The sequence below is a fragment of the Bradyrhizobium genosp. P genome, from assembly GCF_049949265.1.
Taxonomy (GTDB): domain Bacteria; phylum Pseudomonadota; class Alphaproteobacteria; order Rhizobiales; family Xanthobacteraceae; genus Bradyrhizobium.
In genome coordinates this window covers 620,977-633,095 of the sequence record NZ_CP188195.1, presented here as the reverse complement: position 1 = coordinate 633,095, position 12,119 = coordinate 620,977, and the positions used below count along the sequence as shown (strand labels likewise).

Here is a 12,119-nt window from a genome sequence, read left to right as displayed (position 1 = left end):
ATGACGGGAGCAAGGTCCAACATGCCCCGCATCATTCTCCCTTTCGCTCTCGCCCTCATCGGCCTGATCCTGTTCGGCCAAGGCACCTACATCCACGCCAAGGCGCTGCTCGCACAGATGCTGCTGGAGCGCGCCTTCACAGAAACCATCGCGACGGGACATCCTGTGAAGCCGTGGAGTTGGGCCGATACCTGGCCCGTCGCGAGAATCGAGGTGAAGCGGCTCCACGCCTCGACAATCGTGCTCGCCGGCAGCAGCGGCCAGGCACTGGCCTTCGGTCCGGACCATGTCGAGCAGACCGTCGACGCCGGCGCGCGTGGCGTCGCGGTCTATTCCGCGCACCGCGACACCCATTTTCGTTTCCTCAAGGACGTCGCGGTTGGCGACGAGATCGACGTCACCAACAGCGACGGCAGGACCTTCCGCTACCGGGCCGATCGAAGCTCCGTGGTCCGTTTCGACGAGTCCGGGATTGATCCACTGACCGACCAATACGAGCTGGTGCTGTCGACCTGCTGGCCATTCGATGCGCTGACATCGGGGCCGGAGCGCTATCTGCTGCATGCCACCCTGATCGAGCCTAATTCGATCCCGATCGAATCAGGTTCCTGACGCCGTCAGCGAATTTTGCGCGCGCCGGGATATTGTGCGGTGCCCTGCCCCGCACCGGCGTGAGTTGCCACCCTCTTCCATCAGCCATAAAAGGAATGAAAATCACGACCTTCGGCGATCGGCCGTCGGCCAGAGGAAGACAACAAGGATAAGGCCAGGCTCCATGGAAGCTCTCGTAAGCACCGCGTCTCATCCGTCCCACAAATGGACGCCGCCCGCCGACGCCAGCGACATCGTCAAGAGCATTCATGCGATGCTGCACCCGCGCAACATCGTGCTGGTCGGCGCCACCGACAAGCCGGGCAACTATGCCGAGCGGATCTGGAACAATCTGATCAAGTACAGGTATGCGGGCAGGCTATTCCCGCTCAACGCCAAGCGCGAAACGATCTGGGGCGTGCCCTGCTACAAGGACTTCGCCAGCCTTCCCGAAAAGCCCGACCATGTGCTGGTGCTGGTGCCGGCGCGTTTTGCCGTGCAGGTAATCCGCGATGCGGCAGCCGCCGGTGCGCGTTCGGCAACCATTGTCACGTCAGGCTTCAGCGAGCTGCAGGACGACGAGAGCCAGCGGCTCGCCGTCGAGCTGAAACAGGCGATCAAGGAGACCGGGCTCGCCGTCACCGGCCCGAACTGCCTCGGCAACCTCAGCGCCGGCGAGAATCTGTTCACCAATATCGACGATCGCATTGTCACCATGGAGCAGGGCCCGGTGGCGATCGCGGGCCAGTCCGGTGCGATCGTGATGGCGATCCGCCAGGCGCTGGAGGATCGCGGTGTCGGCGTCGGCTACATGGTCACGACGGGCAATGAATCCGGGCTCGAGACGCCCGATTTGATGGCCTATTTCGCCGCCGACCCGAGCATTCGCGTCATCGTGGTCTATCTCGAAGGCGTCAGGAACACCAAAGTGTTCCGCGACGCCTGCAAGGCCGCGCGCGCCGCCGGCAAACCCGTGATCGCGCTCAAGCTCGGCGCCTCGGAAGGCGGCCGGGCTGCCGCGATGGCGCATACCGGTGCGCTGGCGGGCTCGATCGAGACGTTCGATGCGATCTCGACCCGCGAAGGCGTGATCCGCGTGCGTGGCCTGGATGAATTGCTCGAGACGACCGAATGCTTCGTCCATGCCGATCTGCCGAAAGGCAATCGCCTTGCCGCGGTGTCGCTGTCCGGCGGCAAGCGCGGCCTCTTGATCGATGCGTTCTATTCTGCCGGACTGAACTTCGCGCCGCTGAGCCCGAACGCATCTGCGCAATTGGCAAAGATGCTCGGGCCCGGCAGCATTGTCGGCAATCCGCTCGATGCCGGCTTTGCCGCGGTGGTCGATCCGACAGTCTACATGAAGTCGATCGAGATCATGATCGACGACCCTGATACCGACGTCGTCATCATCGATGCCGAATTGCCGAAGGCGCCGCACGAGCTGCGCGAGCGCAATCTGCGCATCGTCAACGAGATGGCAGGCCGGGCCAGCAAGCCCGTGATCTATATCAGCACGATGTCGATCGGCTTCACCGAGTTCACCAAGGAATTGCGCAAGACCCTTCCGAACGTCGCGGTGCTGCAAGGCCTCGACCGCGCCGTCGGCGCGATCAAGTCGCTGATCGAATATGCCGGCCTGCGCAAGGAAGTGCCGGACATCGTGTCGAGCTCGAAGGCTTCGGCGCGCGCGATGCTGGAGAAGATGCTGAAAGCCGCCAATGGCGCCGCCGCGCTCGACGAGGTCGCCTCGAAGCAGCTGCTCAAGGCCTACGGCATCCCGATCTCCAGGGAAGAGGTCGCGCAGACCGCGTCAGAGGCCGTGAAGATCGCGAAGACCATCGGCTTTCCGGTGGTCGCAAAGGTGGTCAGCCCCGACATCCTGCATAAATCCGACATCGGCGGCGTGGTGCTGAACCTCGCCAGCGCAGCCGAGGTGAAGAAGGCCTTCAACGACATCACCGCACGGGTGAAGAAGCTGAAGGGCAAGCCGAAGCTGGAAGGCATCCTGATCGCGCAGCAGGTCAAGGCCGATCTCGAGCTGGTGGTCGGCGCCTCGCTCGACGCCGAGATGGGGCCTGTGGTCCTGTTCGGCACCGGCGGCATCGACATCGAGCTGATGAAGGATGTCGCTCTTGCCGGCGCCCCGCTGGACGCGGCCGAAGCGAAACAGCTGATCGCGAAGACCAAGGCCGGCGTCAAGATGAAGGGCTATCGCGGCAAGCCCGCGCTGCACGAACCGTCCGCGGTGAAGGCGCTGGTCGGCCTCTCCAATCTGATGGCCGACGCCGGCAACCGCATCGCCTCGATCGACGTCAACCCGTTCCTGATCAACAGCAAGCTCGGCGTCGCCGTGGACGGCCTGATCGTGCTCAACAACGCCGCGGCGAAGAAAGCCGCGGGGCATTGAGTGGGTCCCGTCACAGCGGCGCGCTGCCAAAATATCGAAAACAACCCCATGCAAAGTAGCTGGCGGCTGCCGGCGTTCGACACGATAACTTGACACGCCGGGCAAATCAGCGGCATTATTCCATTATTCCGAAATCTCGCAAACGCCCTCGCCCCGGGGCTATCGCATAGGGTACTTGCGGAGTTCTGCAGCTAATTTTTCGTCGTCATGGCGTAGCCATGTGCGATTGCCCTGCCGCAAGCGGGGTGAGGTAACTCAAAAACTCGCGCCCCACTGCCGAGCGGTCTGCATCACCCAGTCGCGATAGAGTGTCAGCGGCGTGACGCCGGTGATGCCGCCGCAGCCGGCGGTGCCGTTTGGTCCGGTGGACCAGCTCACCACGCCGATGATCGCGGGGCCACCTTGCTTGTCCTCGAACACCGGCGCCCCCGAATCGCCGGTGCAGGCCCCCAAGCCGTCGCGCGTGCCCTGCCCGACCGGATCGACGAGACGGATCTGCAGCATGCCGGGCTTGCCGGTCGCGACGAGGCCGGCGACGCGGATCGTGCCGCCGCTCTTGCCGTCGCCGCGCACGGTGACGCCGACACCGGCGATGGTGAAGCGGCCGCCGACCTGGATCGGGATGTTGGGCATGCCGAGCGCCGACGGCGTTTTGCCCGCGGCCGGCGCCCCGAGCTGCAACAACGCGACATCGGCGGTGGCGACATGGTTGAGTATCGCCTGCATCTTGAAGGCGGGGTGGATCGCGACGGTCCTGACGTCCTGCAGCTTCGGCTGCCGGTCCGGACCATAATCTAAAATCTTGTAATCGGCGCCGGGCTGTACGCAATGCGCCGCGGTCAGCACGACCTTTGGTGCGATCAGCGCGCCGGTGCAGAAATTGCCGCGCGAGCCGACGATGGTGACGACGGAGCGTGCGACACCATCGGTAGACGGTGCACCGCCACCGACGATGGCCGAAGCGGGAGCGGATATCAGCGACGCCATGGCCGCGAGGATCACTGGCAGTTTTTTCATCGGCGCAGCAATAGCCCGCACCGCGGGGATCGCCAAGCGCCGGATCAGGCTGGTTCCGGCGCTCGATCCATGTTAGCCGCTGCCTCAAGCAATATCTGACCTGGCAGGAAAGAATGATCGAAGCAGTGATCTGGGATTTCGGCGGCGTCCTGACCACCTCGCCGTTCGAGGCGTTCGCGCGGTACGAGACCGAGCGCGGCATTCCTGCCGATATCATCCGCCGCACCAACGCCGCCAACCATCTCGAAAATGCCTGGGCCAAGTTCGAGCGCGCCGAAATCGATATCGACGCATTCGACGAACTGTTTGCCAGGGAATCGAAGGCGCTCGGCGCCGAGGTGCGCGGCAAGGACGTGCTGCCGCTGTTGTCCGGCGACCTGCGCCCCGAGATGGTCGAAGCCCTGAAGCGCATCAAGGCGAAGTTCAAGACCGGCTGTATCACCAACAATCTGCCGGCCAACGCGATGGGCAGCCGCAGCGGGCGCACGCTTTACGTCGCCGAGGTGATGGTGCTGTTCGATCACGTGATCGAGTCCGCCAAGATAGGCTTGCGCAAACCCGATCCACGTATCTACCAGATGATGGTGGAAACGCTGCAGGTCGATCCGAACAACTGCGTCTATCTCGACGATCTCGGCGTCAACCTGAAGCCGGCGCGCGAGATGGGCATGACCACGATCAAGGTGCTGAACGCCGCGCAAGCGATCGGAGAGCTCGAGACCGCGACCGGCCTCACGCTGAGGTGAGGCGGGTTCCCCACGCGTTCACCAGACATTCAGGCGGCGGCTTCTAATCGTCAGCGTCTTTTCGGAGGCATCCCATGAAACGCTCTGTCGTCGCCCTTGTCGCGGCCGGCTCGCTCCTGTTCTCGGTCGCGGCCATTGCGCAATCCACGTCGAATTCCGCTCCTGCCGCACCGGCCGCCGCTCCCGCACAAGACAATGCGGCGGCCGCGCCGGTGCCCGGTGCGAAGCGCGCGGCCTGTCAATCGTCGGCCCAGACCCTGAAGGGTCAGGACAAGCACGACCAGGTGCAGCTCTGCATGGCGCAGGCACGCCTCGATTGCCTGAAGCAGGCGATCGACCAGAAGATCGTCGGACCGCAGCGCAGGGACTTCGTGAAGAGCTGCGCCGGCTGACGACCTGCTTCAGCTTGTATTGCGCTCGGCGGAAATACGCCGGAACCATGCGCTAACCCCAAGCCTTTAACCCCTGGCCTTTGCGAGCCAAACGAGCCTTGTGCTTTACCCGCAACGGGGGCAGAACAGGTCCGAGTTCAAGGAAACCTCGGAGCTGATCCTCGTGGCTGACACCAGGCCCACCGCCGCGATCGAGGCCGTTGAAAGCGGCCTCGCCGCGCACGGCTATATCGCCAGCCGGCAGATCGCCACGGCGGTTTATCTGTCGCAGCAGATCGAGAAGCCGATCCTGGTCGAAGGCCCCGCCGGTGTCGGCAAGACCGAGCTGGCGAAGGCGATCGCCGCCTGGCGCGGCCTGAAGTTGATCCGCCTGCAATGCTACGAGGGCCTCGACGAGGCCAAGGCACTGTACGAGTGGAAATATGCCAAGCAGCTGCTCTACACCCAGATCCTGAAGGACAAGCTCGGCGAAGTGCTCGGCGAGGCGCAGACATTGCACGCCGCGCTCGACCAGCTTCACGCCTTCGGCGACGTGTTCTTCTCCAAGGAGTTCGTCGAGCCGCGCCCGCTATTGCAGGCCCTGGAGCAGCCGGCCGGCTGCGTGCTGCTGATCGACGAGATCGACAAATCTGACGCCGAATTCGAATCGCTGCTGCTGGAAATCCTCTCGGACTTCCAGGTCACCATTCCCGAGCTTGGCACGGTGGCGGCGGTCGCGCCGCCGACGGTGATCCTGACCTCGAACAGCGAGCGTGATCTCGGCGATGCGCTGAAGCGGCGCTGCCTGCATCTGCATATCGGCTTCCCCGAGCAGAGACTGGAGGAGCGCATCGTCGAAAGCCGCGTACCCGGCATCTCACAGACCCTGCGCAAGCAGATGATCGGCTTCATCCATGAGATCCGCACGCTGGACCTGAAGAAGCTGCCCTCGGTCAGCGAGGCGATCGATTGGGCGCGCGTGCTGGTGTTACTGCAGGTCACCGAACTCGATCACGAACTGGTCAAGGACACGCTCAACGTGCTCCTCAAATACGAGGCCGATATCGAAGCTGCAACGCCGCAGGTCTCGGCCTTCATCGCCAAGGCATCGCGGCAAGGCGTGTTTAGCTAGGGCAAGATGGGATCAGTTCGAACGATAGCCGCGAACGAGCTCCGCTCCCTCTCCCGCTTGCGGGGGAGGGTTGGGGTGGGGGTTTCGCCGCGAATCGTATCGCTGAGAGAGCCCCCACCCGTATCGCATCTTGCGATGCGATACGACCTCCCCCGCGAGCGGGAGAGGTGCAGCGAGCCTGCTGCACGATCGATTCAGCTTTAAGTCAACATGCGCGAGAACCTGCATCGCTTCTTTCGTGCGGCGCGGGGAGCCGGGGTCCGGGTCTCGCCCGCTGAAAGCATCGATGCGATGCGCGCGGTGTCCACGATCGGCTTTGCCGATCGCGCCATCCTGCGCGACACCATCCTGCTGACGCTTGCCAAGACGCAGGACGAGAAGCGCGCGCTCGGCGATTGCTTTGACCTGTTCTTCAGCCAGCCCGAGCCGCCGCAGGAAGCCTCCGAGCAGAACAAGCAGGACGACAGCAGCGAGTCCGGCGCCAACCCAACCGCCGATCCGCATGGCGATGCGGCAAGCGGCGCCGACAGCGAGAACATCGGATCGCTCGCCGAGATGCTGCTGTCGCAGGACCGCAACGCGTTATCGGCCGCGATCGCCAGCGCCTCGGGCGCGGCGTCGCTGTCCGACATCCGCTACTTCACCCAGCGCGGTATCTTCCAGACCAAAATCCTCAATGCGATGGGGATCGAGCGCCTGCGCGACGACATCGACGATCTGACCACAAAGAACCCTGCGCTCGCCGAGCGGCTGCAGGATGCGCTCTCCGGCCTGCGCGGCACCGTCCGCGAGGCCGTCTCGCAGGCCTTGCTGCTCTACGGCCGCGAGGAGACCGAAAACCTCCGCAACGAGATCCTGCGCAACGCACCGCTGGCGCGGATCGAACCGCGCCAGGTCGAGCAGATGCGCGCGCTGATCCGCCGGATCGCCCGCCGCCTGCGCGAGCGCTTTTCCAAGCCGCGCAAGCGCCAGCGCCGCGGCCATCTCGATGTCCGCCGTACGCTGCGGCGCAACGCGGCGTGGGGCGGCGTCCCCTTCCTCACCGCCTGGAAACGCAAGCATCGCGACCGGCCGAAGATCGTCGCGCTGTGCGACGTCTCGGGTTCGGTCGCGCGGGTCTCTGACTTCTTCCTGCTGCTGATCCACAGCCTGCACGAGGTGGTCGACGACGTCCGCTCGTTCGCCTTCTCCGGCCATCTGATCGAGGTCAGCGATATCCTCGAAGCCAAATCGCCCGAGGAGGCGATGAAGGAGATCATGTCCAAGGTCGGTTTCGGTTCGTCCGACTACGGCAACTCGTTCTCCGATTTCGAGAACGAGTGGATGAGCGTGATCACGCCGCAGACCACGGTGATCGTGCTCGGCGATGCCCGCAGCAACAATCTCGACCCGCGCGCCGACATCCTGCGCCGCATCGGTGAGCGCTCCAAGCGGCTGGTGTGGCTCAATCCCGAGGGCCGCATGGTCTGGGGCTTTGGCGATTCGGAAATGCCGCGCTACGCGACCTTCTGCAGCGTGGTGCGCCAATGCGCCACCGCGCAGCAGCTCGAGCGTGCGGTGTCGGACATCGTGGCGACGTATCAATAGGCCGCTCGGCCTCAAATGACCGGCGCCTATGAGCCAATCCGGGTACTGAGCAGCCACCCGGCGAATGAAATCAGGGTCAGCGCGATCGCCGCGGAGAAGCTGACAAACTTGATGGTCGTGATCGCCTTCAACATCGGAACGGTCCGCCCCGCTTCGTTCCGGTCGCCGCGCAGCAACAGCCACGCCAGCAGGCAGTCCTCGATCAGGTCGCTGAGCAGGTACACTCCCGGGATCAACAGGCCGAGCCACGCTTCGGACGGATAAAGTTGCTTGATCCAGTGCGACGCCGCCGCGCCCATCGCGCCCGCCAGCGCCAGCATGACGATCAGATCGAGCGGAAAGAGGATCGGAACGACATACTTGAACCGAAGGTCCGACGTGACCAGTTCGCCGAGCTGGCCGGCGGTGTAGCTCAGCGTCTTCTCGGGAAAGCGCGCGGGAAACCTCTTTGCGAAGACGCCCTCGGCGTATTTGCCGACCCCCCAGAACAGTCCGAACGCGATCACGACCAGACCAGCGAGGATGACCGTCACGCGGGCTTCATGGCTCATGCCGGCCCACCTCCGTGCAGGCTAGACGTGCAGCGGAAACCCGCGGGCGAAACGTGCGCGTGCACCGGGCAAATCTCCAAAAACTAGAAAGTATAGATACACTATAGCAATGGTTGTTCGCCAGATTTTCATTTTTTCTGCACCGTTGCAATTGAATTCCACGGATTACTGCAAGCGGGCGCGCCGGGGCCACGCTGCGGCCCGGCGTTGCCGGCTCCATCCACGCAGCCGGATCGCGATTCATCCCGCGTACACACAACCGTCTTCAATCGAAGATTGAACCTGGACCGCATTCCGCCCTAGGTTGACGCAGGAATGCACGGCGGCCGGAGGGGGCAACGGATGCCGAAGGATATCGTGATTTGTTGCGACGGCACCGGAAATGAGATCGGCGCCAATATTTCCAACGTGCTGAAACTGTTTCGCGTCACCGAGAAGAACGACCGCCAGCGGATCTATTACCATCCCGGCCTCGGCACGATCGGCCTGCAGAACACATGGGGCCGCATCAAGCAGGAGGTGCGCGGCCTGATCGGGTTGGCCTTCGGCGCCGGCCTCGACGAGGATACGCTCGGCGCCTACGTCTTCCTGTGCAAAGCTTGGGAGCCCGGCGACCGGGTCTGGCTGTTCGGGTTCAGCCGCGGGGCCTACACGGTGCGCGTGCTGGCGGCCTTCGTCCATGTGATGGGGCTGGTGCCGGTCGACCAGATCGACCTCGCCGGTTACGCTTTCAGCACCTACAAGAAAGCCAGCTCCGACAGCCAGAAGTCGGACGGGACCTTCGACGAAGCGCCGCTGAAGGAAGCCTGGCATTTCAGCCAGATTGCCGGCGGCCGCAACATCGATATCGACTTCATCGGGGTCTGGGACACCGTGGCCTCGATCATCGTGCCGCGGCAGGACAATTTCCTGTTCGACATGCAGACGCTGCTCTTCACCCGCACCAATTCGAGCGTCAAGCATTTCCGCCAGGCGATCTCGATCGACGAGCGGCGGCGCATGTTCCGCCTCAACCGCTGGATCGATCCGCAGAAGTACCGGTCGAATCCGTTCGACCCATCGACGGCGGTGGAGCAGGACATCCGGCAGGTCTGGTTCGCCGGCTGTCACTGCGACGTCGGCGGCGGCTATCCGGAGACCGAGAGCGGTCCGTCGAAATTTCCCCTGATATGGATGCTCGAGCAGGCCAAGGCCGCCGGGCTGCGCATGGACCAGGCGCTGATCGATCATCTCGCATGGGGACTGCCGTTGCCGCTCCGGACGCACGTCTATGTGCCGCCGAGCGCGACGGCGCCGTTGCACAATTCGCTGACGGGCGCCTGGGAAATCCTGGAATGGATTCCAAAGAGCGACAAGTGGAAGGAATGGCCGGAGCGCAAATCCTTCCTCGGCTTCTATCTGCCACGCGGCGAGCCGCGGCTGATTCCGGAAGGCGCGACCATCCACCGTTCAGTGCTGGAGCAGTGGGAGAAGGATCCGACCTACCGTCCGATCAACCTGCCGAAGAACTACAAGATAGAGGAGCTGACGCCGGCGCCGGCGCCCATTGGCGCGTCGGCCGCCGGTTCCGTCGCCTAAACAGCTCTGGAGAAGCTGCGTTCGCCGCTCGCAAGCGCGGCGAGCCTGTTGTAGGTTGCGCCTGCATCGCTGGCGAGGTTGCCGTTGCCCGGTTCCATCAGGCAAGCCTTGCACCGTCAAGCCTCGCGCCATCAAGCCCTGCACGCTCATCGGACGACCTCATTCGCATGCCCATCTCTGCAGCTCGAAACCAGGAGCCGGACGCCGCCCTCTCCGTGCTTAACCACGTGTTCGGCCTGCCCGGCTTTCGCGGTGCGCAGGAGAAGATCATCCGCCACGTCACCGATGGCGGCAATTGCCTGGTGCTGATGCCGACCGGCGGCGGCAAGTCGATGTGCTATCAGCTGCCGTCGCTGCTGCGCGACGGCTGCGGCATCGTGGTGTCGCCGCTGATCGCGCTGATGCGCGACCAGGTGGCGGGCCTGACCGAGGCCGGCGTCAACGCCGCGGTGCTGAACTCGACGCTGTCCTACCAGGAGGCCTCCGAGGTCGAACGGCGGCTGCTCACGGGCGATCTCGATTTGCTTTACGTCGCGCCGGAACGGCTGCTGACGCCGCGCTGCCTCAATCTGCTCGGCCAGGCCAGGATCGCGCTGTTTGCGATCGACGAGGCGCATTGCGTCTCGCAATGGGGCCACGACTTCCGTCCGGAATATATCGGCCTCTCGGTGCTCGCCGAGCGCTTTCCCGACGTACCGCGCATCGCGCTGACCGCGACCGCGGATGCGATGACGCGGAAGGAGATCGCCGAGCGGCTGTCGCTCACCGACGCGCCGCAATTCGTCGCGAGCTTCGACCGGCCCAACATCCGATACGAGATCGTCGACAAGCAGAACGCGACGACGCAACTCAAGAACCTCATCACTGAGCGGCATGCCGGCGACGCCGGCGTGGTCTATTGCCTGTCGCGTGCCAAGGTCGAGGACGTCGCGGCGTCGCTGAGCGATGCCGGCATTCCAGCGCTGCCCTATCACGCCGGGCTCGATGCCAGCGTGCGCGCCCGGCACCAGGACCGTTTCATCAACGAGGACGGCGTCGTGATCGTCGCCACCATCGCATTCGGCATGGGCATCGACAAGCCGGACGTGCGCTTCGTCGCGCATCTCGATTTGCCGAAGAGCGTCGAGGCCTATTACCAGGAGACCGGCCGCGCCGGCCGTGACGGCAAGCCGTCGACCGCCTGGATGGCCTACGGCCTCTCCGACATCGTGCAGCAGCGCCGCATGATCGACGAATCGACCGGCGCCGACGCCTTCAAGCGGGCTTCGATCGCGAAACTCGATGCGCTGGTCGCGCTCGCCGAGACCGTGCATTGCCGGCGGCACCGCCTGCTCGGCTATTTCGGCGAGGCGCAAGCGAGCGAGAACTGCGGCAATTGCGACAACTGCCTGACGCCGCCGCGCGTCCGCGACGGCAAGGTGCTGGCGCAGAAACTCTTGTCCTGCGTCTATCGCACCGGACAGCGGTTTGGCGCCATGCACCTGATCGACGTGCTGGTCGGGCGCATGACCGAGCGCGTCAAGCAGTTCAGCCACGACCAGCTTTCGGTGTTCGGCATCGGCCGCAAACTCAACGAGAAACAATGGCGCGCGGTGCTGCGCCAGCTCGTCGCGATGGGTCATCTGCGCGCCGGCAGCGACGCCTTCGGCGCGCTGAAGTTGACCGAGAGCGCCCGCGGTGTGCTGAAGGGCGAGACTACGGTGATGCTGCGCGAGCAACCGGAGACCGCGCGCAACCGTGCGATCCGCGGCAAGTCGCGCCGCGGCGAGCTCGCGCCCTCAACCGAGAGCAAGGGTAGCGCCGCCAACCCCGCCCTGCACGCGGCGCTGCGTGCCTGGCGCTCGGAAGTGGCGCGGCAGCGCGGCGTGCCCGCCTATGTCGTGCTGCACGATTCCACCATCGACGGCATCGCCGCGATGCGACCGGACACGCTGACCGAGCTGCGCGGCATCGCCGGGATCGGCGACAAGAAGCTCGAACATTACGGCGACGAGCTGATCCGGCTGGTCAACAGGACGGACGGCTGAGCCGTTCTCAACCGTCCTGCCGAGTCCCGGTCTCAAGATGAAGCCGTCGCTGCGCAAGGTCGAGCGGCTGGAGTGAGGTAGCGGCCGGATACCGCAGCGCTGGCCGCCACGG

The 12,119-nt window shown here is 64.5% G+C and carries 10 protein-coding genes; 8 read left to right on the top strand and 2 right to left on the bottom strand.

Annotation, left to right across the window (positions count from 1 at the left end):
• Positions 1-21: 21 nt before the first annotated feature.
• Together ACP2YO_RS03130 and ACP2YO_RS03125 are read left to right on the top strand one after the other, a co-directional pair.
• Positions 22-612 (top strand): class GN sortase, encoded by a 591-nt coding sequence (locus tag ACP2YO_RS03130; RefSeq protein WP_426438967.1) that lies wholly within the window; start codon positions 22-24, stop codon positions 610-612.
• Between the two features lie 163 nt (positions 613-775).
• The gene (locus ACP2YO_RS03125; protein ID WP_426438965.1) at positions 776-2,998 is read left to right on the top strand and encodes an acetate--CoA ligase family protein; all 2,223 of its coding nucleotides are present in this window, start codon (positions 776-778) and stop codon (positions 2,996-2,998) included.
• Between the two features lie 255 nt (positions 2,999-3,253).
• On the opposite strand, the gene ACP2YO_RS03120 is transcribed toward ACP2YO_RS03125, so the two are convergent.
• Positions 3,254-4,015, bottom strand: a complete 762-nt coding sequence (locus ACP2YO_RS03120) for a S1 family peptidase (RefSeq protein WP_426438963.1) — start codon at positions 4,013-4,015, stop codon at positions 3,254-3,256.
• 113 nt (positions 4,016-4,128) lie between these two features.
• Here ACP2YO_RS03120 and ACP2YO_RS03115 point away from each other — a divergent pair, with 113 nt between their 5' ends.
• The 4 genes from ACP2YO_RS03115 to ACP2YO_RS03100 all read left to right on the top strand — a co-directional run bounded on the left by ACP2YO_RS03115 (position 4,129) and on the right by ACP2YO_RS03100 (position 7,851).
• Positions 4,129-4,761, top strand: a complete 633-nt coding sequence (locus tag ACP2YO_RS03115) for an HAD-IA family hydrolase (RefSeq protein ID WP_426438961.1) — start codon at positions 4,129-4,131, stop codon at positions 4,759-4,761.
• 74 nt (positions 4,762-4,835) lie between these two features.
• Positions 4,836-5,153 carry a hypothetical protein gene (locus tag ACP2YO_RS03110; protein ID WP_426438959.1) on the top strand — a complete coding sequence of 106 codons (318 nt, stop codon included), beginning with the start codon at positions 4,836-4,838 and terminating at the stop codon, positions 5,151-5,153.
• A gap of 163 nt (positions 5,154-5,316) precedes the next feature.
• Entirely contained in the window at positions 5,317-6,264 is a 948-nt protein-coding gene (locus ACP2YO_RS03105) for an AAA family ATPase (protein WP_426438957.1), read from the top strand.
• Between the two features lie 210 nt (positions 6,265-6,474).
• Positions 6,475-7,851, top strand: a complete 1,377-nt coding sequence (locus ACP2YO_RS03100; RefSeq protein WP_426438955.1) for a VWA domain-containing protein — start codon at positions 6,475-6,477, stop codon at positions 7,849-7,851.
• A 26-nt stretch (positions 7,852-7,877) separates the two neighbouring features.
• Here ACP2YO_RS03100 and ACP2YO_RS03095 read toward each other — a convergent pair whose 3' ends face one another.
• Positions 7,878-8,402 (bottom strand): hypothetical protein, encoded by a 525-nt coding sequence (locus ACP2YO_RS03095; protein ID WP_426438953.1) that lies wholly within the window; start codon positions 8,400-8,402, stop codon positions 7,878-7,880.
• Positions 8,403-8,744: 342 nt separating this feature from the next.
• Between ACP2YO_RS03095 and ACP2YO_RS03090 the strand changes: the two genes are divergently transcribed.
• A complete protein-coding gene (locus tag ACP2YO_RS03090) occupies positions 8,745-9,980 on the top strand; it encodes a DUF2235 domain-containing protein (RefSeq protein WP_426438951.1) in 1,236 nt (411 codons plus the stop codon).
• Positions 9,981-10,147: 167 nt separating this feature from the next.
• Positions 10,148-12,007 (top strand): DNA helicase RecQ, encoded by a 1,860-nt coding sequence (gene recQ / locus ACP2YO_RS03085; RefSeq protein WP_426438949.1) that lies wholly within the window; start codon positions 10,148-10,150, stop codon positions 12,005-12,007.
• Positions 12,008-12,119 lie beyond the last annotated feature (112 nt).

Bases quoted from the DNA above. Each gene is read 5' to 3' on its own strand.
- ACP2YO_RS03100 (WP_426438955.1), top strand. From the start codon at position 6,475: ATGCGCGAGAACCTGCATCGCTTCTTTCGTGCGGCGCGGGGAGCCGGG.
- recQ (WP_426438949.1), top strand. From the start codon at position 10,148: ATGCCCATCTCTGCAGCTCGAAACCAGGAGCCGGACGCCGCCCTCTCC.
- ACP2YO_RS03125 (WP_426438965.1), top strand. From the start codon at position 776: ATGGAAGCTCTCGTAAGCACCGCGTCTCATCCGTCCCACAAATGGACG.
- ACP2YO_RS03120 (WP_426438963.1), bottom strand. From the start codon at position 4,015: ATGAAAAAACTGCCAGTGATCCTCGCGGCCATGGCGTCGCTGATATCC.
- ACP2YO_RS03110 (WP_426438959.1), top strand. From the start codon at position 4,836: ATGAAACGCTCTGTCGTCGCCCTTGTCGCGGCCGGCTCGCTCCTGTTC.
- ACP2YO_RS03115 (WP_426438961.1), top strand. From the start codon at position 4,129: ATGATCGAAGCAGTGATCTGGGATTTCGGCGGCGTCCTGACCACCTCG.
- ACP2YO_RS03095 (WP_426438953.1), bottom strand. From the start codon at position 8,402: ATGAGCCATGAAGCCCGCGTGACGGTCATCCTCGCTGGTCTGGTCGTG.
- ACP2YO_RS03130 (WP_426438967.1), top strand. From the start codon at position 22: ATGCCCCGCATCATTCTCCCTTTCGCTCTCGCCCTCATCGGCCTGATC.
- ACP2YO_RS03090 (WP_426438951.1), top strand. From the start codon at position 8,745: ATGCCGAAGGATATCGTGATTTGTTGCGACGGCACCGGAAATGAGATC.